The 20,667-nt window shown below is 59.2% G+C and carries 24 protein-coding genes and 1 tRNA gene; 19 read left to right on the top strand and 6 right to left on the bottom strand.

Going from position 1 to position 20,667, the window contains the following annotated elements:
- Positions 1 to 3 precede the first annotated feature (3 nt).
- The 5 genes from flhB to motA all read right to left on the bottom strand — a co-directional run bounded on the left by flhB (position 4) and on the right by motA (position 4,717).
- Positions 4 to 1,086: a flagellar biosynthesis protein FlhB gene (gene flhB, locus RAC79_RS02085; protein ID WP_004432517.1), complete on the bottom strand. Its 1,083-nt coding sequence runs from the start codon at positions 1,084 to 1,086 to the stop codon at positions 4 to 6.
- Between the two features lie 127 nt (positions 1,087 to 1,213).
- Positions 1,214 to 2,257 (bottom strand): flagellar motor switch protein FliG, encoded by a 1,044-nt coding sequence (gene fliG / locus RAC79_RS02080; protein WP_020811423.1) that lies wholly within the window; start codon positions 2,255 to 2,257, stop codon positions 1,214 to 1,216.
- A gap of 27 nt (positions 2,258 to 2,284) precedes the next feature.
- Positions 2,285 to 2,824, bottom strand: coding sequence for a flagellar motor switch protein FliN (fliN, locus tag RAC79_RS02075; RefSeq protein ID WP_065654454.1), 540 nt, complete (start codon positions 2,822 to 2,824; stop codon positions 2,285 to 2,287).
- 64 nt (positions 2,825 to 2,888) lie between these two features.
- Positions 2,889 to 3,848, bottom strand: coding sequence for a FliM/FliN family flagellar motor switch protein (locus RAC79_RS02070; protein ID WP_065654455.1), 960 nt, complete (start codon positions 3,846 to 3,848; stop codon positions 2,889 to 2,891).
- Entirely contained in the window at positions 3,845 to 4,717 is an 873-nt protein-coding gene (motA, locus tag RAC79_RS02065) for a flagellar motor stator protein MotA (protein ID WP_020010426.1), read from the bottom strand. The genes RAC79_RS02070 and motA overlap by 4 nt, the downstream gene beginning before the upstream one ends.
- A gap of 186 nt (positions 4,718 to 4,903) precedes the next feature.
- Between motA and RAC79_RS02060 the strand changes: the two genes are divergently transcribed.
- The 17 genes from RAC79_RS02060 (at position 4,904) to RAC79_RS01980 (ending at position 18,514) form a co-directional block, all read left to right on the top strand.
- A complete protein-coding gene (locus tag RAC79_RS02060; protein WP_035263933.1) occupies positions 4,904 to 5,683 on the top strand; it encodes a DUF1217 domain-containing protein in 780 nt (259 codons plus the stop codon).
- Between the two features lies 1 nt (position 5,684).
- Positions 5,685 to 6,419, top strand: a complete 735-nt coding sequence (gene flgF / locus RAC79_RS02055; RefSeq protein ID WP_004432506.1) for a flagellar basal-body rod protein FlgF — start codon at positions 5,685 to 5,687, stop codon at positions 6,417 to 6,419.
- 11 nt (positions 6,420 to 6,430) lie between these two features.
- A complete protein-coding gene (gene fliI / locus RAC79_RS02050; protein ID WP_078051257.1) occupies positions 6,431 to 7,837 on the top strand; it encodes a flagellar protein export ATPase FliI in 1,407 nt (468 codons plus the stop codon).
- A gap of 42 nt (positions 7,838 to 7,879) precedes the next feature.
- Positions 7,880 to 8,404, top strand: a complete 525-nt coding sequence (locus RAC79_RS02045; protein WP_374996852.1) for a hypothetical protein — start codon at positions 7,880 to 7,882, stop codon at positions 8,402 to 8,404.
- Between the two features lie 170 nt (positions 8,405 to 8,574).
- Complete coding sequence (flgB, locus tag RAC79_RS02040) at positions 8,575 to 8,967, top strand: flagellar basal body rod protein FlgB (RefSeq protein ID WP_004432502.1); 393 nt, start codon at positions 8,575 to 8,577, stop codon at positions 8,965 to 8,967.
- 3 nt (positions 8,968 to 8,970) lie between these two features.
- Positions 8,971 to 9,390 (top strand): flagellar basal body rod protein FlgC, encoded by a 420-nt coding sequence (gene flgC / locus RAC79_RS02035; protein ID WP_004432501.1) that lies wholly within the window; start codon positions 8,971 to 8,973, stop codon positions 9,388 to 9,390.
- Positions 9,387 to 9,722, top strand: a complete 336-nt coding sequence (locus tag RAC79_RS02030) for a flagellar hook-basal body complex protein FliE (protein ID WP_142844030.1) — start codon at positions 9,387 to 9,389, stop codon at positions 9,720 to 9,722. Before flgC ends, RAC79_RS02030 begins: the two co-directional genes overlap by 4 nt.
- 18 nt (positions 9,723 to 9,740) lie before the next feature.
- Positions 9,741 to 10,529: a flagellar basal-body rod protein FlgG gene (gene flgG, locus RAC79_RS02025; protein WP_004432499.1), complete on the top strand. Its 789-nt coding sequence runs from the start codon at positions 9,741 to 9,743 to the stop codon at positions 10,527 to 10,529.
- A gap of 20 nt (positions 10,530 to 10,549) precedes the next feature.
- A complete protein-coding gene (gene flgA / locus RAC79_RS02020) occupies positions 10,550 to 11,038 on the top strand; it encodes a flagellar basal body P-ring formation chaperone FlgA (protein WP_059760559.1) in 489 nt (162 codons plus the stop codon).
- Entirely contained in the window at positions 11,035 to 12,156 is a 1,122-nt protein-coding gene (locus RAC79_RS02015; RefSeq protein WP_142844031.1) for a flagellar basal body P-ring protein FlgI, read from the top strand. The genes flgA and RAC79_RS02015 overlap by 4 nt, the downstream gene beginning before the upstream one ends.
- Complete coding sequence (locus tag RAC79_RS02010; RefSeq protein ID WP_078051261.1) at positions 12,153 to 12,689, top strand: MotE family protein; 537 nt, start codon at positions 12,153 to 12,155, stop codon at positions 12,687 to 12,689. Before RAC79_RS02015 ends, RAC79_RS02010 begins: the two co-directional genes overlap by 4 nt.
- Entirely contained in the window at positions 12,686 to 13,405 is a 720-nt protein-coding gene (gene flgH, locus RAC79_RS02005) for a flagellar basal body L-ring protein FlgH (protein WP_078051262.1), read from the top strand. The genes RAC79_RS02010 and flgH overlap by 4 nt, the downstream gene beginning before the upstream one ends.
- 28 nt (positions 13,406 to 13,433) lie before the next feature.
- Positions 13,434 to 13,934 (top strand): flagellar basal body-associated FliL family protein, encoded by a 501-nt coding sequence (locus tag RAC79_RS02000; RefSeq protein ID WP_065654462.1) that lies wholly within the window; start codon positions 13,434 to 13,436, stop codon positions 13,932 to 13,934.
- Positions 13,931 to 14,668 (top strand): flagellar type III secretion system pore protein FliP, encoded by a 738-nt coding sequence (gene fliP, locus RAC79_RS01995; RefSeq protein ID WP_059760555.1) that lies wholly within the window; start codon positions 13,931 to 13,933, stop codon positions 14,666 to 14,668. Before RAC79_RS02000 ends, fliP begins: the two co-directional genes overlap by 4 nt.
- Before the next feature lie 372 nt (positions 14,669 to 15,040).
- Positions 15,041 to 15,961: a flagellin gene (locus RAC79_RS01990; protein WP_065654464.1), complete on the top strand. Its 921-nt coding sequence runs from the start codon at positions 15,041 to 15,043 to the stop codon at positions 15,959 to 15,961.
- Between the two features lie 408 nt (positions 15,962 to 16,369).
- Entirely contained in the window at positions 16,370 to 17,332 is a 963-nt protein-coding gene (locus RAC79_RS01985) for a flagellin (protein ID WP_078051263.1), read from the top strand.
- A 240-nt stretch (positions 17,333 to 17,572) separates the two neighbouring features.
- Positions 17,573 to 18,514 (top strand): flagellin, encoded by a 942-nt coding sequence (locus RAC79_RS01980; protein ID WP_065654466.1) that lies wholly within the window; start codon positions 17,573 to 17,575, stop codon positions 18,512 to 18,514.
- A 187-nt stretch (positions 18,515 to 18,701) separates the two neighbouring features.
- Here RAC79_RS01980 and RAC79_RS01975 read toward each other — a convergent pair.
- A tRNA-Thr gene (locus tag RAC79_RS01975) sits at positions 18,702 to 18,776 on the bottom strand.
- A gap of 155 nt (positions 18,777 to 18,931) precedes the next feature.
- Here RAC79_RS01975 and RAC79_RS01970 point away from each other — a divergent pair.
- Both RAC79_RS01970 and murA read left to right on the top strand, forming a co-directional pair.
- Positions 18,932 to 19,198, top strand: a complete 267-nt coding sequence (locus tag RAC79_RS01970) for a hypothetical protein (RefSeq protein WP_125144832.1) — start codon at positions 18,932 to 18,934, stop codon at positions 19,196 to 19,198.
- A gap of 103 nt (positions 19,199 to 19,301) precedes the next feature.
- Positions 19,302 to 20,594, top strand: coding sequence for a UDP-N-acetylglucosamine 1-carboxyvinyltransferase (gene murA / locus RAC79_RS01965; RefSeq protein WP_080855951.1), 1,293 nt, complete (start codon positions 19,302 to 19,304; stop codon positions 20,592 to 20,594).
- The last annotated feature ends 73 nt before the right edge of the window (positions 20,595 to 20,667 follow it).

Below are 20,667 nucleotides of genomic sequence, written 5' to 3'. Positions count from 1 at the left end.
GTTTTATTGAACCCGTATTTTCGATGACTTCATGGCGTAAACCCGGTGAACGAGCTCAGCCACAGCCTTGTAAAAGACTGGTGGAATCACACTATCTACCGAGACTTGCGCAAACATGGAGCGTGCAAGCGGCGGGTCTTCAAAAACGGGGATATTGTTTTCTTCCGCAATCTCGCGGATTTTCAATGCGATAAGGTCCTGACCCTTGGCGACGACGACAGGTGCGTCGCCTTCTTCGCGAACATAACGCAGCGCCACCGCAAAGTGTGTCGGGTTGGCGATGACGAGTGTGGCGCGCGGCACATTGTTGATCATGCGGCGGCGGGCACGGTCGCGGGCGATGGAGCGCTGGCGGGATTTGACCACGGGGTCGCCCTGCGACTGCTTGTATTCTTCCTTCACCTCATGCTTCGTCATCTTCAGCTGGCTGAACCAGTGGTGGCGCGTCCACAAAACGTCGACGGCGGCAAGCAGCGCGGTCGAAAGCAGAATCACGACCATCATCTTTTTGACGATCTCGACGACGCGGACGAAAATCACCTGCGGATCGGAGAACATCAGATCGATGAGGCTGTAAAAATCGCCACGCAGGGCAAGGAACATGATCACCGAGACGATCATGATCTTGAATACGGATTTGCCGAATTCAACGAAACCCTGCTTGCTGTAGATGCGCGTGAAGCCCTTCGCCGGCGAGACGCGCGACCATTGCGGACGCACCCGCTCAAGCACCGGCGACGGCAGGTTCTGGAAAAACGACGAGGCAAGCCCGAAGACGATGAACATGATCATCGCCGGCATGAGCAGATAGGCCATCGAGGTGCCGAGAAAATACAATAGCGACAGGGCATCCGGCCGGGTGCTGAGGTCCCACTGTTCGGGCTGGCCGAACAGGTCCTTCAATGTGACGCCAAGACGACCGGCGCCATCGGGCAGGAAGAAGACCAGGTAACAATAAAAGGCGAGCGACGACGCAAAGATCGGCACTTCGCGAGAAAACGGAAGATTGCCCTTTTCCGCCGCATCACGGAGTTTTTTCTCCGTTGGGGCTTCTGTTTTACTGTCCTTGTCCTGATCGTCTGCCAAGGCACGTCTCCGGGATCAAAAAAGGCCCGCCGATCCCGGCAGGCCGTCAATCCCGAAACTAGCGCCCGTGACCGGCCATCGCAATGGCCGCTTCCGCCGTAAGGGCGGGTTATCAACCGGCTTCCGCTCAAGCAGCGGCCGGTTGTTCCTCCGCGGAAGCTTCCTTCAGCTGGATCTGGCCGGAATTGGCGAGCCGGATCGCTTCCTGCGCGACGGCGCGGCGTGCGATTGCCACTTCGCGGGTGTTGATCGAGGCCTGCGGCACCGCAAGGTCCGATTCGATCATGCGGCGCTGGCGCGGGCTGATGCTGGAGAGCACACATTCCTTGATTTCCATCGTGGCGCCGCGCAGCGCCATCGTCAGAACATCGGCCGAGACATCGTTGAGCAGCAGGACACGGCTGCGCTGCGGCATGAACATGAGGTCGTCGAAGAGGAAGATCTTTGGCTTGACCTTGTTTGCGGCTTCCTTGCTGAGCGTCTCGAGCGAGCTGAGCAGCGTATCGACCTGCGGCTTGTCCAGTTCGTTCATCAGATCGGCAACCTTCGTGGAACCGCCGGCATTACGCTCGGCCTCGATTTCGTTGATGAGGTTGACCACACGCTTCTCGATGATCTGGGCAGCCGTCGGGCTGACTTCCTTCATATTGACGGTACGGTTCATGATATCGGCGCGCTGCTCTTCCGGAATGGTCAGGAGAACCTTAGCGCCGAAGGAAGAAGGCAGCATGGAGAGGATATAGGCGATGGTCTGCGGATGTTCGCGCAGCAGGAACTTGCCGACGAATTCCGGCTCGGCTTCCTGCAGGCGGTCCCAGATCGACGCTTCATAGGCCTGGAAGGCCGCGCGACGGCCGAGAAGGCTGTCCACCTCTTCAGGGGTGAGGCCCTCTTCGAGAATGCTCTCGATTGCCTTGGCATTGTCCATGAGGCCCGTTCCTTCGGTGAACAGGTCTTCGAATTCGGCGACTATCTGGGCAAGCTCATCGGGAGGAATGACACGCAGGGTCTGGGCCGAGGAAATGATCATCTGCAATTCGTGCTGCGTGAAAAATTTCAGCAGCTTGCCGGCGACGCCCTTGCCCATGGCAAGAAGCACCGCGGCCGCCTTGTCGGCCTGAGACAACGGTTTCCCTGCCAGGGGGTTACCGAAATCCTCGAAGTCCATCATGGTCTTTCCTCTCCGTCCCCACAGGGATCAGGCTTTCTTCGTACTCAGTACTTCAATCAATTTTACGCCGAAGCGCGTATCGTCGTCTTCCAGAACCGTTATTTCACCGCGCGCAATACGGCGGCCATTCACCATGATCTCGACCGGCTCGCCGATCTTGCGATCAAGCGCGATCGTTGCGCCCTCTTCAAGGCTCATCAGCCCCGAAACGAGCATTCTGCTGGTGCCAAGCACGATCTGGACATCGATCGGGATGTCCATGATCATTTCCATGTTTTCGGACAATCCGCTGCCAAGCGGCGCCTTCACGCCCGCAACCTGCGGGGCGGCGGCAAAATCATCCATCCCAAAATCGGCCGTTCCGCCACCGAAAGCGGAAAGGTCGGTATCCGTCGAGACCTCGTCCGTGCTGCCGAAATCGCCGAAGTCGCCGAAATCGGAGAGCGAACCTTCCGCATCCGTCTTGAGGACGCCACGCAGATCGCCGATAGCCTGGTCGAGGTCGCCGCCGTCTTCAAACGACGGCAACGCCGCATCATCGGTCACAGGTGTTTTCTTCGTAGCCATGCGCTGATTATTCCCTTTGAAACTTGCGTCAGCCTGCCCAGAACCCAAAAAGGCCAGGCAGGATTTAACCCATCAAATGTCGTAAGATCTCGTCGTCCGTGCTGACATTGTTCTTCACCCGAACCATGTAGCGGTCGCCGGACTTGCCGAATTCGCAATTGTAGAGCTTGGAACCGTTGGCGCTGACCTCGACGCCGATATCGTCCTGCTTCAGAGCCTGGAACGGGATGACATCACCGGCCACCAGCTTGGAAATCGTCCTGAGCGTCAGTGTTTCAAGCTTGATGCGCGCCTCGAGCGTGACCTGCGACCGCTTCACCTGCTCCGAGATCATCTCCATCCATTCCTCCTGCTTCTTCAGCGCCTGGGCTGAAGCCTTGGGGGCAACGATGGAGGTCTTGAGCAGGGGGCGCTGCGGCACGATCAGCGAGAATTCCGAGGATACCTTGCCGATAACGATCTTCATGCGGATGGTCACGCCGTAGAGGCCGGCGATCATCTCGTCGAAGGCGCTCTTTCCGTTGGAATTGAAGGGCGGCTCAATGGTCGCTTCAAAACCGCCCGGCGCGTTGACGCCGGAGCGCAGGACGCCTGCGATGCGGCCAAGAACCATGGCCGCGAGGTCGAGCTCGATATGGGACAGGCTGCGCTCGTCCGGTTCGCCGATCATGTCCGGCGACGCGCCCAGCATGCGCTCCATGAGCGCGATGACGAAGCCGTTGCCGACCGTCATCATGAAATTGGGGCACCAGTTGCGCAGGGAACAATCGGCAACCGCGACGTTGCGCCCGACATTGGCGATCAGGTCGGTCATCAGTCCCGATTCGGAGCCGACATATTCGACGTCGATGGCGATGCCGGTCTCGCTGTGGAAGATATCAGGCAGGAATTCGCTGTAGAGATGGCCGATATCGGAGCCGATCTTGGCGATCGTCTTGCGGTCGGACAACCCACCCGTCAATTTTGCGAGAAGGGCGGTGTCGATGGCGGGTGCTTGTTGTGCTGCAGCTTTTGCCATCGTCATGCCGCCTTGTTTTCGCCGCCGGGGTTCATCATCTCCTGTTCGACGGCGTCAATCGACGGCCGCTCGTAGTTGGAGATGGTCTTGCGGCCGTATTCGAGCGCGACCTGCGGCACCGAGCCGTTCATGTAGGCGATCAGCGTCTGCTTGACGATGATGTAGAGGCGGTGCTGCTTGGTGCGGACGATCTTGACCTGGGACGCGAGCGGGTTGCAGATCGAATAGGACAGGATGATGCCGAGCATGGTGCCGACGAGTGCGGCGCCGATCAGGCCGCCCAGCACTTCCGGCGATTCGTTGATCTTGCCCATGGCCTTGATGACGCCGAGAACCGCCGCGACGATACCGATGGCGGGGAAAGAATCGCCCATGGTGGTGATCGCGTGATAGGGTTTCAGCTTGTCGTTCAGGATGGTCTCGATTTCCTCATCCATCAGCGCCTCGATTTCGTGGCTGCGGGCGTTGCCGATGATGATGAGGCGGACATAGTCACAGATGAACGAGGTCAGTTCCTTGTTTTTCAGAACCGAGGGCGCGCTCTGGAAGATCGAGGATTCTTCCGGATTGTCGATATGGGCCTCGATCTCGTTGCGCGATTTCGTGCGCAGATCGCGCATCAGCGAATAAAGCACGCCGAGCACGTCGAGATAGTTTCGCTCCTTCGGGACCGAATGCTTGAAGGCCTCGCCGAGCGCCTTGCCCGAGTCCTTCACGACCTTCATGGGGTTCGCCATAATGAAGCCGCCGAGACCGGCGCCGCCAATGATCATCAATTCGAACGGCTGAACAAGCACGTCCAGATGACCGCCCATCGCCATATAGCCGCCGATGATGCAGCCGAAGGTGATTATAAGTCCAATTACAATATTCATTGATCGACCACGCCCGAACAGTGTTCCATGCCCCCATGTCTAAAAAATGTGGCTTGCGTGAACCTGTCCGCAAAGCCTCTCCCGCGCTGCCGCCTCCAGCCAGTTTCGCACAAGCAAGCCACGGCACTATGCCGGCAAAGGCGGACGTGCGCCTTGAGATCGGGATCAAACGAGAGCGGCGGTTCAGTGACTTCCACCTACACCAGCTACAGACTGATCAGTCAGGATATCGGCAAATCGCTTGAGCGTGTGTCGGAGCAGCCCGACGTGGCGCGCGAGACCGAATATTACCGCGCGAAGATCGGCGATGTGAAATCCATCGACGATTTCATGGCCGATACGCGCCTTTACAATTACGCGCTGAAGGCGCACGGGCTCGAGGATATGGCCTATGCGAAGGCCTTCATCCGCAAGGTGCTGACGGAAGGCACCTCGGACAAGGACGCCTTCGCCAACAAGCTCTCCGACAGCCGTTATGCGGATTTTGCGAAGTCGCTGGATTTTGCCGGCCTGGGGGCCGCGGCGACCTCCACCGAGGCCGCCAAATCGGGCGTCATCGGCAAATACACCCGCCAGACGCTGGAACAGGAAGCGGGCGACGACAATAACGGCGTCCGGCTTGCCCTTTATTTCGAACGCAAGGCGTCAACCATTACATCCGGCCTCGACTTTCTGGCGGACGATGCGCTCGCGCAGGTGTTTCGCACGGCCTACAACCTTCCCGACGAGTTTGCCGCCGCCGATGTCGACAAACAGGCGGCGCTCATCGAAAAAACCATCGATATCAAGGATCTGCAGGATCCCGAAAAGGTCGGCAAGCTGCTCGAGCGTTTCACCATCATGTGGGAAATGCAAAACCCCTCGACGACCTATGATCCTCTTGCCGTTTTCGGCTCCTCCAGCGGCTACGGCATTTCCCCGGACCTGCTGATCTCCATCAACTCCCTGAAACTCGGAGGCAAATGATATGCAATCCGGACTATACGTCGCCCTGTCCTCGCAGATCGCGCTGGAGCGCCGTCTCACCACCATTTCCGACAACATGGCGAATGTGAACACGGTCGGCTTCCGCGGCTCCGAAGTGAAATTCGACGAAATGGTCGCCAAGAACCACAATGACATGAATGCCAGGGTGGCTTTCGTTTCGCAGGGCAACGACTATCTCTCCACCCGTCAGGGCGCTTTCGAGCAGACCGGCAACTCCTTCGATTTCGCCATCAAGGGCGACGCCTGGTTTTCGCTGGATACGCCCGATGGCCAGATTCTGACCCGCGACGGCCGCTTCACCATGCGTCCGGACGGCGCGCTCATCTCCTCGAACGGTTATCCCGTTCTCGATGCCGGCGGCGGTCCGATACAGCTCAATCCGAATGGCGGCCCGATCACCGTCGGTCTCGATGGCGCCATCCGGCAGAACGAAAACATCGTCGCCACCCTCGGCATCTTCCAGGCGGATTTCTCGCAAGGGTTCCTGCGTCATCCCAATAGTGGCGTGAAGCCGGTGGCCCAGCCGGTTCCGGTGGTCAACAATCATGAAGTCGGCGTCGTTCAGGGTTATCTCGAACAGTCGAACGTCAACGGCATTTCCCAGATGACCCAGCTCATCCAGGTCAACCGCGCCTTTGAAAGCATCTCCTCGCTGATGCGCGATACCGAATCGACCTTCGGCGAAGGCATCAAGACGCTTGGCGGCGCGCGTTGAGGAACTGAGTAATGACAATGCCGGAATCCATGCTCTCGGCTGACGCCATTTCACCGAAGCTCGCACAGCTAGCAAGCCTTGCAGGGCATTATGCCGATCCGGAGTTCTCGGTGGCGCATGGCGGGCATGTCCGCACCATCGCCGCCGGGCACTATACGGTTTCCGGCCTGTCACGGCATGTGCGGCTCGGAGAATTCGTCGCCCATCGCAGCGCGACCGGCATTCATCTCGGCGAAGTGGTGCGCGTGGAACCGGACATCTGCTATGTCTGCCCCATCGAGCCCGGCGAGCCGATCGGCATTCACGACACCGTCATCCGCAAGGGCGCCTTCCGCGTCTCGCCCGACGACAGCTGGTGCGGACGCACCATCAATGCGCTCGGCGAACCCATCGACGGCCAGGGGCCGCTGGCCTCCGGCATCGAGCGCCGTTCGATTTCCAACAATGCGCCGCCCTCGATGACGCGCAAAAGGGTGGAAACGCCTTTCAAGACCGGTGTGCGGGCAATCGATATCTTCTCGCCGCTTTGCCTCGGCCAGCGCCTCGGCATTTTCGCCGGTTCCGGTGTGGGCAAATCCACGCTGCTGTCGATGCTCGCCAAGGCAGACGCCTTCGACAAGGTGGTGATTGCTCTTGTCGGCGAACGCGGCCGCGAAGTGCGCGAATTCATCGAAGACACGATGGGCGAGAACATGAGCAAGTCCATCGCCGTCGTTGCGACAAGCGATGAAAGCCCGATGCTGCGCAAGATGGCGCCGCTTTCCGCCGTCACCATCGCCGAACATTTTCGCGATCAGGGCGACAATGTTCTTCTCATCATCGACAGCGTGACGCGCTTTGCCCATGCCATCCGCGAAGTGGCGGTCGCTTCGGGCGAGCCGCCGGTGGCGCGCGGCTACCCGGCCTCGGTCTTCACCGAACTGCCGCGCCTTCTGGAGCGGGCGGGACCGGGCGCGGAAGGCACCGGCACCATCACCGCCATCGTCTCCATTCTGGTGGATGGCGACAATCACAACGACCCGATTGCCGATTCGACGCGCGGTATTCTCGATGGCCATATCGTGCTTGACCGCAGCCTTGCCGAAGAAGGCCGTTACCCGCCAATCAATCCGCTCGCCTCGATCTCGCGTCTCGCCAAGAAGGCCTGGACACCGGATCAGGAAAAGCTGGTGTCGCGCCTCAAGGCGCTGGTGCATCGCTTCGAGGAAACGCGCGATCTTCGCCTCATCGGCGGTTATCGGCCCGGCACCGATCCTGATCTCGACATGGCGGTGAAGCAGGTTCCGATCATCTACGAAACGTTAAAGCAGCTGCCGAACGAACCGGCGGCGCAGGATGCCTATGCTGATCTGGCGACCGCCTTGCGGAGCGGCGCGCAGAACGGTCAGCCGCAGGTAACTCCCAGAGCGAGAGGCTGACCCGTGAAGAAAAAACGGACCAACGATAGCCATGATGAAGACGTGCTGCCCAAGCCCGCTTTCTTCACGCCCGACCGTATTCTCGCATGGACAGGCATTACGCTTGCTGCCGCGGCAGCCTTCTTTCCCTGGTACGTTTTCTTCAACGAAGAAAAGTTCGGCATGAAAGTGGCGGGCGGCGACCGCACCCGCGATCTGCCCCATACTGGCCCGCGGGAAGTCTTCAGCGTTTCGCCGATGGCCATGACCAACCGCAACAAGGAAGACACCCCGCCGCCGGCGGAGCTGCCCGACATGCTGACGACGGCGACCGTGAACGCAGGCGGCAAGGAAAAACAGAACAATCTGGCAGCCGGGATCGAGGACCAACCCTTCCCCGGCCAGACCTCCTTCCGTCTGCTGCATGTTTCCAACGGGCGCGCCCTGATCGAGGACGGTTCGGGCATGTATATGGTGAGGGTCGGCTCGACCCTGCCGGATAATGCGTTGCTGACGAAGATCGAACAGCGCAACGGCGAATGGCTGATAGAAACGTCTTCCGGAAAGACCTATCGTCCTGAAAAATAAAAGATTTTTCTCTGGCTCAAAAGGCGCGCCGCATCTGCCGGCGCGCCTTTTTGTTTTTGGCAGGCCGCATCCATATCGGCGTCTTGCGCCGTTCCACGCCTTCTCCCCTCTCCGCAAGTCTGACGCAAGATTAGCCCCGTAGGTTCGGGCCATACGAGATGGAGAAGTCTATGCAACCGATTCAACTGTTCGATCTGGCATCCCGCCAAGCGGAATGGCTGAGCGTGCGGCAGGAAGTCGTGGCGACCAACATCGCCAACGCCAACACACCCAAGTTCCGCGCCAAGGATGTCAGCCCTTTCGAAGCGGTCATGCAGGCCACCAGCCAGCAGGTCGGCATGGCGAGGACCAACCCTGCCCACTTCGGCGAGAGCACACTCAGCGACAATATCGCGGTGCGCGACAACCCGGTCAATAACGAGATCGGCATGCAGGAATCGGGCAATTCGGTCGCGCTTGCGGAAGAAATGACCAAGACCGGCGAGATCAAGCGGCAGTACGAGCTGAACGCCAATCTCGTCAAATCCTTCCATCGCATGATGCTGATGACGGTTAAGAGGTAAGCCATGGATCCCTTGAGTGCGGCGAGCAAGATTGCCGGCAGCGGCCTGGAAGTGCAGTCCACGCGACTGCGCATCGTCTCCGAAAACATCGCCAACGCCCGATCGACCGGCGACACCCCCGGCGCCGACCCCTATCGCCGCAAGACCATCACTTTCGGTTCAGAGCTGGACCGCGTCAGCGGCGTGGAACGCGTGACGGTGAAAAAGCTCGGCGTCGACCGTGGCGATTTCGTCAACGAGTACGATCCCGGCAACCCGGCCGCCGACAGCAATGGCATGGTGAAGATGCCGAACGTCAATATCCTGATCGAAATGGCGGACATGCGCGAAGCAAACCGCAGCTACGACGCCAATCTTCAGGTCATCCGCCAGACACGCGACCTCGTCGCCTCCACAATCGACCTTCTGAAGGCATCGCAATGATCGACGGTATCAAGCAAGTCAGTTCCCTTTCGCTCACCCGCGGCGCAAGCGGCATTTCCTCGCTGACGGAAAGCGTTTTCGGCAGCGAGCATACGACGCCCGCCCAGCAGACGGGCGCAAGCTTCGCCAGCGTTCTCGGCAATATCTCGGTGGATGCGATGAACAATCTGAAGAAGGCGGAAGTCGCTTCCTTCGAAGGCATTCAGGGCAAGGCGAATACGCGTGAAGTGGTCGATGCCATGCTTTCGGCCGAACAGTCGCTGCAAACCGCCATCGCGCTCCGAGACAAGATCGTGTCGGCCTATCTCGACATTACCAAGATGCAGATCTAGCCCAGCAGGAATATTGACATGAGAGCTCTTGCCATCGCTGCCACCGGTATGGACGCCCAGCAGACCAATCTGGAAGTCATCGCCAACAACATCGCCAATATCAACACCACCGGTTACAAGCGCGCGCGGGCGGAGTTCACCGACCTTCTTTACCAGACCGAGCGCATGCAGGGCGTGCCGAACCGGGCCAACCAGGCGATCGTGCCGGAAGGCGCCAATATCGGCCTCGGCGTGCAGACCTCCGCCGTGCGCAACATCCACACCCAAGGCAACCTGATCGAGACCGGCAACAAGCTGGACGTGGCGATCATCGGCCAGGGCTGGTTCCAGATCGAGGCGGCTGACGGTTCGACGCTCTACAGCCGCGCCGGCGCCTTCAACAAGAATGCCGACGGCAATCTCGTGACGATCGATGGCTATAACGTCATTCCGAACATCAATATCCCGACCGATGCGCAGGACATCACCGTTACCCGCACGGGCCAGGTGACCGCCCGTATCGGCAATGCCACGGAATTCACCGAACTCGGCCAGCTCACCATCGCCAACTTTGCCAACGAAGCCGGCCTGAAGCCGCTCGGCGACAACCTCTTCGCCCAGACGCCGGCCTCCGGCGACGCGGTGATCGGCGTGCCTGACGATCCGAGCTACGGCTACATCAAGCAGTCCTATCTCGAAGGCTCGAACGTCGACGCCGTCAAGGAAATCACCGACCTCATCACGGCGCAGCGCGCCTACGAGATGAATTCCAAGGTCATCACCACCGCTGACGAAATGGCTTCGATTGTCAGCAAGAACCTGAAGTAAGAACGGAAAGGCAGGCGAACATGAGGTTTGGCCGGAAACATAGCAGCAGCAGAACGGCGCTCGTCCGTATATGCCTTGCGTCTGCCTTTTCACTGGGCGCCCTGACGCCCGCTCTTGCCCAGGCGCCGATGGCGCTGGTTCCCACCCGCACGATCTATCCGGGCGAGACGATCACGCCCGAACAGGTAAAGCCGGTGGAAGTGACCAATCCCAATATTTCCTCGGGTTATGCGAGCGATATCAGCGAAGTGGAAGGCATGATCTCCAAGCAGACCCTGCTTCCCGGACGCACGATCCCCGTTGCCGCCCTGCGCGAACCCTCGCTTGTGGTGCGCGGCACCAGCGTCAAACTCGTCTTCACCATCGGCAACATGACGCTGATGGCTTCGGGAACGCCGATGACCGACGGCTCGCTCGGCGAAATCGTGCGGGTGCGCAACATCGATTCCGGCGTCATCGTCAACGGCACGGTCATGAAGGACGGAACCATTCAGGTGATGGCGAAATGAGAGTGCTTCGTATTCTGGCCGCGGCCGTTCTGTTTTCGGCCCAGCCCTTCCTTTCCGTTCCGGCAGCGTACGCGGATACATCCCGCATCAAGGATATCGCATCGCTGCAGGCGGGGCGTGACAACCAGCTGATCGGTTACGGTCTCGTGGTCGGCCTGCAGGGCACGGGCGACAGCCTGCGCTCCTCGCCGTTTACCGAGCAATCCATGCGCGCGATGCTGCAGAATCTCGGCATCACCACGCAGGGCGGCCAGTCGAACGCCAAGAACATCGCCGCCGTGATGGTGACGACCAATCTGCCGCCCTTCGCCAGCCCCGGCAGCCGTGTCGACGTGACGGTCAGCTCGCTGGGCGACGCCTCGTCGCTGCGCGGCGGCACGCTCATCATGACCTCCCTTTCCGGCGCGGACGGGCAGATTTACGCAGTCGCCCAAGGGGCGCTGATCGTCAACGGCTTTTCCGCCCAGGGCGATGCCGCGACGCTGACGCAGGGCGTCACGACCTCTGCCCGCGTGCCAAACGGCGCGATCATCGAGCGGGAGCTGCCGTCCAAGTTCAAGGATTCGGTCAATCTGGTCCTTCAATTGCGCAATCCCGATTTTTCGACAGCGGTGCGCGTCGCCGATGTCGTCAACGCCTTTGCGCGCGCCCGTTATGGCGATCCCATCGCCGAGCCGCGCGATTCGCAGGAAATCGCGGTGCAGAAGCCCCGTGTCGCGGATCTGACCCGGCTGATGGCGGAAATCGAAAACCTGACCGTAGAAACGGATACGCCGGCCAAGGTCGTCATCAACGAGCGCACCGGCACGATCGTCATCGGCGCGGATGTGCGCATCTCCCGCGTCGCCGTCAGCTACGGAACGCTGACCGTGCAGGTAACGGAAACGCCGCAGGTCATCCAGCCGGCGCCCTTCTCACGCGGCCAGACGGCCGTTCAGCCGCAGACGGATATCATGGCATTGCAGGAAGGCAGCAAGGTTGCCATCGTCGAAGGGCCTGACCTTCGCACGCTGGTTGCCGGTCTCAACAGCATCGGGCTCAAGGCGGACGGTATCATCGCCATTCTGCAAGGCATCAAATCCGCCGGCGCCCTTCAGGCGGAGCTTGTGCTGCAATGATGGAAACTCGGAAGAACAACTCTTTCCCGAACGGCCTTGTCCGCTTCGCGGCCGTCGCCTCGCTGCTTTTCCTGCTTCCCGCTGCTGGCGCGGAAAGCCAGCAGAACGTGGTTTCGGAACTCAGCACGCAGGATGAAATCCAGAAATTCTGCACCAACATCGCCGATGCGGCCCGCGACCAGCGCTATCTGCTGCAAAAGCAGGAGCTGGAAAAGCTGCAGTCCGACGTCAATGAGCGCATTGCCGTGCTGGAAGACCGCAAGGCGGAATATGAGGACTGGCTGGCCCGCCGCGAACATTTCCTCAATCAGGCGAAAAGCAATCTCGTCGATATCTACAAGACGATGAAGGCCGATGCCGCCGCGCCGCAGCTCGAAAAGATGCATGTGGAAATAGCGGCCGCCATCATCATGCAGCTGCCCCCGCGCCAGTCGGGCCTCATCCTCAGCGAGATGGATGCGCAGAAGGCCGCCGTCGTCGCCGGCATCATGTCGCAGGCAACCGATAAAAACACTTCGAAGGATCCTTCATGAGCACGCGTCGTCTTCCGGCCCTCCTCCTGCCGCTCGCCTTGCTTGCCGGCTGCCAGAACAACCAGACCCTGAAGGAAATCGGCAACGCACCCGCGATGAGCCCGATCGGCAGCGGCCTGCAATTCAGCCAGACGCCGCAGATGGGCATGTATCCGAAGCAGCCGAAGCACATGGCGAGCGGCTATTCGCTGTGGAGCGACAGCCAGGGCGCCCTGTTCAAGGATCTGCGCGCGCTCAACATCGGCGACATCCTGACCGTCAACATCCAGATCAACGACAAGGCCGACTTCGACAACGAGACCGAGCGCAACCGCACCAATTCCAGTGGGCTGAACTGGAAGGCCAAAGCTCAGATTCTGGGATGGACGCCGGATGCGGATTCCAGCATCAATTACGGTTCCGACACCGACACCCAGGCAAAGGGCAAGACCAAGCGTTCTGAAAAGCTGACGCTGCTGGTGGCCGCCGTGGTGACCGGCATTCTGGAAAACGGCAACCTCATCATCAGCGGTTCGCAGGAAGTGCGCGTCAACCACGAAATCCGCATCCTCAATGTCGGCGGTATCGTCAGGCCGCAGGATGTGGATGCACAGAACATGATCTCCTACGAGCGCATCGCCGAAGCGCGCATCTCCTATGGCGGTCGCGGACGTCTGACGGAAGTGCAGCAGCCCCCGGTCGGGCAACAGGTCGTCGACCTGTTCTCGCCGCTCTGACCTCGGCACACGGGAACGGGACTGACCCATGGAAAACGAACAGGCTGAGGGCAAGAAAAAATCCTCCCCTCTGGTCATGACCATCGCAGGCGTTGCGATCCTCACCCTGCTCGGCGCGGGCGGCGGCTGGCTGGTGGGCGGCATGATCGCGCCGAAGATCGCCGGCGCGGAGGCGCATGCCCCGGCTGCCGCCGGCGGACACGGCGAGAAAAAGGAAGAGGGCATCGAGAAAATCTCGGCCGAGGCCAACGGCATCGTCCAGCTCGATCCCATTACCACCAACCTCGCCTATCCCTCGACGAACTGGGTGCGGCTGGAAGTGGCGCTGATGTTCAAGGGGCCGGTCGAGGTGGGTCTCGCGGAAGAAATCCACCAGGACATCATGGCCTATGTCCGTACCGTTTCCCTTCAGCAGCTGGAAGGGCCGCGCGGCTTTCAATATCTTAAGGATGACATTCAGGAACGAGTTGACCTGCGCTCTCAAGGGCGCGTATCCAAGGTCATGTTCCGGACCTTTGTCATCGAATGATTCGATTTCTTGTAACCATCGCCGTCCTCCTTGCCTTGCCGGGTCTTGCCAGTGCCCAGCAATTTCCGTCCGATCTGTTCAACACGCAGATAGACGGCTCCGTTGCGGCATGGATCATCCGCACCTTCGGCCTGCTGACGGTTCTCTCGGTCGCGCCGGGCATCCTGATCATGGTCACGAGCTTTCCGCGCTTCGTGATCGCCTTTTCGATCCTCAGATCCGGCATGGGACTGGCTTCGACCCCGTCCAACATGATCCTGCTGTCGATGGCGATGTTCATGACCTTCTACGTCATGTCGCCCACCTTCGACAAAGCCTGGACCGACGGCGTGCAGCCGCTTCTGCAGAACCAGATCAACGAACAGCAAGCCGTGCAGCGCATCGCCGAGCCCTTCCGCACCTTCATGAACGCCAATACGCGTGACAAGGATCTGAAGCTTTTCGTGGACATCGCCCGCGAGCGCGGCCAGGAAGTGATGACCGACAATGTCGTCGATTACCGTGTGCTGGTTCCCGCCTTCATGCTGTCGGAAATCCGGCGCGGTTTCGAGATCGGTTTTCTCATCATCCTGCCGTTTCTGGTCATCGATCTGATCGTCGCAACCATCACCATGGCGATGGGCATGATGATGCTACCGCCGACCTCGATTTCGCTGCCGTTCAAGATCCTGTTCTTCGTGCTGATCGACGGCTGGAACCTGCTGGTCGGCAGTCTCGTCAGATCGTTCAACTGACGGCCTCTGTGCCTGATTGACACCCGTTAACCCTGTTTTTTAACCCCGCGCGCCCAGCTACGCGGGTTTTGCGCGTTTTTACGCTTTGGTTACCAGTTTTTCTGGCGACTTGGTAACTATCTTTTTCAATAAAAAAATTACCATTTAACTAAATCAAAAAGTAACCATAAGTATTTTCCAATATTTCTTGGCGCTCAAATTAATAATTGGGCAATTTTTCGCTGCGAGTTTCTTTCTACACGCAGCGGGTTTGGTTTCTGAAACTAAGCATTTCCGAACCGAGTGGCATGAAGCCGAAACGTTGCGACCGGTAATACCAAACCCGGTATGTCCCCACTCCAGTATCTCGTAAAAACAAGGGACACATTTATTATGGCAAGCATTCTCACCAACACCAACGCAATGGCCGCTCTCTCGACCCTGCGTTCCATCGCTTCCGACCTGTCGACCACGCAGGACCGCATTTCTTCCGGCCTGAAGGTTGGTTCGGCTTCGGACAACGCTGCTTACTGGTCGATCGCGACCACCATGCGTTCGGACAACAAGGCTCTCGGTGCAGTATCTGACGCACTGGGCATGGGCGCTGCCAAGGTTGACACCGCATCTGCCGGTATGGACGCCGCCATCAAGGTTGTCACCGACATCAAGGCAAAGGTCGTTGCCGCCAAGGAACAGGGCGTTGACAAGGCCAAGGTTCAGGAAGAAGTCACGCAGCTGCTCGACCAGCTGAAGTCGATCGGCACGAGCGCGTCTTTCAACGGTGAAAACTGGCTCGTTTCCAGCGCCAACGCCACCAAGACGGTTGTTTCCGGCTTCGTTCGTGACGCCAGCGGCAACGTCAGTGTCAAGACGACGGACTACGCTCTCGACGCCAACTCCATGCTTTACACGGAAGCTACGCCCGGCACGATCGACGCCAACTCCGGCATCCTGAACGCCACCGGTGCGACGACGACTGTCGGCGCCAAGACCTACACCCAGATCTCCGTTCTCGACATGAACGTCACCACCGACGATCTCGACAACGCCCTCTACTCCGTTGAAACCGCTCTGACGAAGATGACCAGCGCCGGCGCCAAGCTCGGTTCGCTGTCTGCACGTATCGACCTGCAGACCGACTTCGCCGACAAGCTGTCCGACACCATCGAAAAGGGTGTTGGCCGCCTCGTCGACGCCGACATGAACGAAGAGTCCACCAAGCTGAAGGCTCTGCAGACGCAGCAGCAGCTGGCAATTCAGGCTCTGTCGATCGCCAACAGCGACTCGCAGAACATCCTGTCGCTCTTCCGCTAAGAGCTGAGCTTCTCATAGCCCTTCGGGGCTGGGGGACCCATTTTCTTCCCACATGCATTCGGGGGCTGACCAAATGCATATCCGGGCAGAAAGCATAAAGGTTCGATAGGCTGAATCGAACCGAATGCACCAGACAGGCCGCATCCCGAATAAGGATGCGGCCTTATCTTTTTTTTAAATATTTCGGGATACGCGCGCGCACGCGCGAGAGTTGTAATTTTGAATTTTCATAATGCTGATTTTCTTTTCCCGCTTATCAATTCATTAACCAAACTGGCGTTACCTAAGCTCATCGAAACGGCGAGCTAACGTTAAAAATCAGCCAGTTAGCAGGCATGATGCTGTGCGCCGTTCCCGGTGAAACCGGAATGTCCCTTCTTTAATCAGCCATTCAAGGGGCACACTACTATGACGAGCATTATTACCAATGTCGCAGCAATGTCTGCGCTCCAGACTCTGCGCACCATCGGCCAGAACATGGAATCCACCCAGGCACGCGTTTCCTCCGGCCTTCGCGTTGGCGAAGCTGCTGACAATGCTGCCTACTGGTCGATCGCGACCACCATGCGCTCCGACAACATGGCGCTTTCCTCGGTTTCCGACGCTCTCGGCCTCGGCGCCGCCAAGGTAGACACCGCTTCTGCCGGTATGGAATCGGCAATCGAAGTCGTTAAGGAAATCAAGGCAAAGCTGGTCACGGCAACTGAAGAAGGCGTCGACCGCACCAAGGTTCAGGAAGAAATCGATCAGCTGCAGAACCAGCTCGTATCGATCGCACAGGGCGCATCCTTCTACGGCGAAAACTGGCTCGTAGGCACTTCGACCCTCGGCGCTGCCACGCCCGGCACGGACCCGGACAAGTCGGTCGTTGCTGGCTTTGTTCGCTCCACCGGCGGTGCCGTTAACGTCACGACCACGAAGTACGCCCTCGACAACACCGCAACCGGCAACACTCTTTTCGGTTCGGTTGACGCCACGGGCGCCCCTGACACGAGCGGTATTCTCGGCACGACCGGAACGTTCACGACCGTCGCCGCCCAGTCCGTCTACACACTGGACATCACCCAGTATGCAGCCGCAGACCGCGCCACCAACATGGCCGAAGCACTGACGCTGGTTGAAAACTCCCTGAAGGCAATGACGAGCGCCGCAGCCAAGCTCGGCTCGCTCTCCATGCGTATCGGCCTGCAGGAAGACTTCGCTTCCAAGCTGTCCGACTCCATCGACAAGGGCATCGGCCGCCTCGTGGACGCTGACATGAACGAAGAGTCCACCCGCCTCAAGGCCCTGCAGACCCAGCAGCAGCTCGGCGTTCAGGCTCTCTCGATCGCCAACAGCAACTCCGAAAGCATTCTGTCGCTCTTCCGTTAATCGAAGACCGAAAGCGAAAAAATCAACCGCGCCGAAAGGCGCGGTTTTTGTTTGTGCAATTGACTGCAAAATTTAGAAATTTCTTGATTAAGACTTCATTAACCAAATCACCGCTAAATCAGGCCATCGAAACGACTCGTTAACCAAGACGAAAAAGAGGTTAACAGGCATCACGCCGCGTTGTCGTTTCCGGCGATCCCGGAATGTCCCTTCCCATTTAGCCAGCTCAGAGGGGCAATTATGACAAGTATTCTGACAAACACCGCCGCCATGTCGGCGCTTCAGACACTGCGTGCGATCAGCGGCCAGCTCGAAGAGACACAATCCAGAGTTTCTTCCGGGCTGCGCGTTAAAACGGCTTCCGACAACGCCGCTTACTGGTCGATCGCGACCACCATGCGTTCGGACAACATGGCCCTTTCCGCGGTTCAGGATGCACTGGGACTGGGTGCGGCGAAGATCGATGTCGCTTATTCCGCAATGGAAAGCGCCGTCGAAGTCGTGAAAGAAATCAAATCGAAAATCGTCGCGGCAACTGAAGAGGGCGTCGACAAGACGAAGATCCAGGAAGAAATCGACCAGCTGAAAAAGCAGCTGGAATCGATTGCGCAGGGCGCATCTTTCAGCGGCGAAAACTGGTTGCTGGGCACCGGCGCAAAGACCGTCGTTTCCGGCTTTGTCCGTGACGGCAGCGGTTCCGTCAACGTTACGAAAACCGATTATACCCTTGTTGACACGACGACCGCGACGGAAACACCCAATGTGATTTTTGGCCTGACCGGCACGCCCGCAACGCTCGACACCACAAAAGGCATCATCGGAGAGGCCGGCGTAGCCTCGGGCATTTCCGTATGGGATATCGATCTCAAGCTTTTCGATAGCGCAACGCCGCCGACCTACACCATCGGCAATCTTCTCACCGATGTCGAAACCGCGTTTCAGTCGCTCAGCAGCGCATCTTCCGCCCTCGGCTCCATCAAGATGCGCATCGGCCTGCAGGAAGATTTCATCTCCAAGCTTACCGACTCCATCGACAGCGGCATCGGCCGCCTGGTGGATGCGGACATGAACGAAGAATCAACACGCCTCAAGGCATTGCAGACACAGCAGCAGCTGGGCATCCAGTCGCTTTCCATCGCCAATACCAGTTCCGAAAATATCCTGTCGCTATTCCGTCAGTAAGCGGCGCCCGATGGCTACGGGCGGTTTCGTCCCGCTCTGGCAGCAACAGAATATTCGGATATGGAAACCGCGCTTCGCAAGGGGCGCGGTTTTCCATTTGCCGCGAAATGCGTGGCGCGCGCATGCATCAACCGCCGCAGGCGACCGGTTCAACAACCGCGTAAACATTTGAAACTTTGGAGAGAAATGGTGCTGCTAGAGAGATTTGAACTCTCGGCCTCTCCCTTACCAAGGGAGTGCTCTACCCCTGAGCTATAGCAGCATCCGGTGCCGAAGCGTTTGCTTCAGCATCAAGCGTGGCGGCCTATTGCCATAGGTTTTTGACGAGCGCAAGTCGCAAAACGATATTCTTCATCAAGCGGGGCAAAAAAGCGTGCCCCCTGTTGAAAAATACATTTTTCAGATATTGCTGAATCTATGAACGAACATCATGACAAACAGGCAAAGGCAGCGGTTTCCGCCGGCTCTTCCGCGGAAGCATCCGCCCCGGTGGCCGATGGCAAGCCGCAGGCGGGGCCTGGCGAAAAGGCGCGGCAGCGTGAGGCGGAGCGTAAGGCGCGGGCGGCCAAGAAGCTTCGTGAAAATCTTTTGAAGCGCAAACAGCAGGTTCGTGCGCGCCGTGCAGGCGAAGAGGACGAGACGATTGGCCTGCCTGCCGCAAAAACGGACGAATCATCCTCATAGAGAATTCACCAAGCATAAATTGAAACGCCGCGGAAATTCGTCTAAGGACGCGCCTTTCCGCAAGGCACGATAAAGAAAGGCGGGCACAGGCCCGTAGGGACGCATGGATCGCATCAGAATTACGGGTGGCAACAAGCTAAACGGCGTCATTCCCATCTCCGGCGCCAAAAACGCCGCCTTGCCGTTGATGATCGCATCGCTTCTGACCAGCGACACGCTGACGCTCGAAAACGTGCCGCATCTGGCGGACGTGGAGCAGCTCATCCGCATTCTCGGCAATCACGGCGTCGATATTTCCGTCAATGGCCGCCGCGAAAGCCAGGGCGAGGCCTATTCCCGCACCGTGCACTTCACCTGCCGCACCATTGTCGATACCACCGCACCTTACGAGCTGGTGTCCAAGATGCGCGCGAGCTTCTGGGTCATCGGCCCGCTTCTGGCGCGTGAGGGCCGCGCCCGCGTTTCCCTGCCCGGCGGCTGCGCCATCGGCACGCGCCCGGTCGACCTGTTCATCGAGGGCCTCGAAGCGCTCGGCGCAACGATGGAGATCGATGGCGGCTACATCAACGCCACGGCGCCCAAGGGCGGCCTGATCGGTGCGGTTTACACCTTCCCGAAGGTTTCCGTCGGCGCGACACATGTGATGCTGATGGCTGCAAGCCTTGCTCGCGGCACCACCGTCATCCACAACGCAGCCCGCGAGCCGGAAGTGGTCGACCTGGCGCAATGCCTGATCGCCATGGGCGCGAAGATCGAAGGCGCCGGCACCTCCACCATCACCATCGAAGGCGTGACCTCTCTCTCCGGCGCGCGCCACCGCGTTCTGCCGGATCGCATCGAAACCGGCACCTATGCCATGGCAGTGGCAATGACCGGCGGTGACGTGGTGCTGGAAGGCACGCGCGCAGCGCTGCTCGACAACGCGCTCGACACGCTCAGGCTCGCAGGCGCCACGATCAGCGAGACGGAAACCGGCCTTCGCGTCGTTCGCAACGGCAACGGCATCCAGCCGGTCGATATCGTCACCGAGCCCTTCCCCGGCTTCCCCACCGATCTGCAGGCGCAGTTCATGGCGCTGATGACCCGTTCGCAGGGTGTTTCGCATATCACCGAAACCATCTTTGAAAACCGCTTCATGCATGTGCAGGAACTCGCCCGTCTCGGTGCGAAGATTTCGCTTTCCGGCCAGATGGCCCGCATCGAGGGTGTCTCCCGCCTGAAGGGCGCGCCTGTCATGGCGACCGATCTGCGCGCTTCCGTATCGCTGGTCATTGCCGGCCTCGTGGCGGAAGGCGAAACCATGGTTTCGCGCGTCTACCACCTCGATCGCGGCTTCGAACGCCTTGAGGAAAAGCTCACCCGCTGCGGTGCGCTGGTCGAACGCGTCAGCGATTGATCCTGTCTTCGCCGCTCATCCGTTTTCTACCGTTGCAGAGTGAGCCCGGACTGCCTATTTCCAATGTAAGTCA

This window comes from Agrobacterium sp. LR_9, assembly GCF_041954855.1.
GTDB lineage: Bacteria > Pseudomonadota > Alphaproteobacteria > Rhizobiales > Rhizobiaceae > Agrobacterium > Agrobacterium leguminum.
This window is presented reverse-complemented; position numbering and strand designations above follow the sequence as displayed.

Excerpts from the sequence above, each read along its gene's own strand:
- fliG (WP_020811423.1), bottom strand. The coding sequence starts at position 2,257 with ATGATGGACTTCGAGGATTTCGGTAACCCCCTGGCAGGGAAACCGTTG.
- fliN (WP_065654454.1), bottom strand. The coding sequence starts at position 2,824 with ATGGCTACGAAGAAAACACCTGTGACCGATGATGCGGCGTTGCCGTCG.
- RAC79_RS02070 (WP_065654455.1), bottom strand. The coding sequence starts at position 3,848 with ATGACGATGGCAAAAGCTGCAGCACAACAAGCACCCGCCATCGACACC.
- motA (WP_020010426.1), bottom strand. The coding sequence starts at position 4,717 with ATGAATATTGTAATTGGACTTATAATCACCTTCGGCTGCATCATCGGC.
- flgF (WP_004432506.1), top strand. The coding sequence starts at position 5,685 with ATGCAATCCGGACTATACGTCGCCCTGTCCTCGCAGATCGCGCTGGAG.
- fliI (WP_078051257.1), top strand. The coding sequence starts at position 6,431 with ATGACAATGCCGGAATCCATGCTCTCGGCTGACGCCATTTCACCGAAG.
- flgB (WP_004432502.1), top strand. The coding sequence starts at position 8,575 with ATGCAACCGATTCAACTGTTCGATCTGGCATCCCGCCAAGCGGAATGG.
- flgC (WP_004432501.1), top strand. The coding sequence starts at position 8,971 with ATGGATCCCTTGAGTGCGGCGAGCAAGATTGCCGGCAGCGGCCTGGAA.
- RAC79_RS02030 (WP_142844030.1), top strand. The coding sequence starts at position 9,387 with ATGATCGACGGTATCAAGCAAGTCAGTTCCCTTTCGCTCACCCGCGGC.
- flgG (WP_004432499.1), top strand. The coding sequence starts at position 9,741 with ATGAGAGCTCTTGCCATCGCTGCCACCGGTATGGACGCCCAGCAGACC.
- flgA (WP_059760559.1), top strand. The coding sequence starts at position 10,550 with ATGAGGTTTGGCCGGAAACATAGCAGCAGCAGAACGGCGCTCGTCCGT.
- RAC79_RS02015 (WP_142844031.1), top strand. The coding sequence starts at position 11,035 with ATGAGAGTGCTTCGTATTCTGGCCGCGGCCGTTCTGTTTTCGGCCCAG.
- RAC79_RS02010 (WP_078051261.1), top strand. The coding sequence starts at position 12,153 with ATGATGGAAACTCGGAAGAACAACTCTTTCCCGAACGGCCTTGTCCGC.
- flgH (WP_078051262.1), top strand. The coding sequence starts at position 12,686 with ATGAGCACGCGTCGTCTTCCGGCCCTCCTCCTGCCGCTCGCCTTGCTT.
- RAC79_RS02000 (WP_065654462.1), top strand. The coding sequence starts at position 13,434 with ATGGAAAACGAACAGGCTGAGGGCAAGAAAAAATCCTCCCCTCTGGTC.
- fliP (WP_059760555.1), top strand. The coding sequence starts at position 13,931 with ATGATTCGATTTCTTGTAACCATCGCCGTCCTCCTTGCCTTGCCGGGT.
- RAC79_RS01990 (WP_065654464.1), top strand. The coding sequence starts at position 15,041 with ATGGCAAGCATTCTCACCAACACCAACGCAATGGCCGCTCTCTCGACC.
- RAC79_RS01985 (WP_078051263.1), top strand. The coding sequence starts at position 16,370 with ATGACGAGCATTATTACCAATGTCGCAGCAATGTCTGCGCTCCAGACT.
- RAC79_RS01980 (WP_065654466.1), top strand. The coding sequence starts at position 17,573 with ATGACAAGTATTCTGACAAACACCGCCGCCATGTCGGCGCTTCAGACA.
- RAC79_RS01970 (WP_125144832.1), top strand. The coding sequence starts at position 18,932 with ATGAACGAACATCATGACAAACAGGCAAAGGCAGCGGTTTCCGCCGGC.
- murA (WP_080855951.1), top strand. The coding sequence starts at position 19,302 with ATGGATCGCATCAGAATTACGGGTGGCAACAAGCTAAACGGCGTCATT.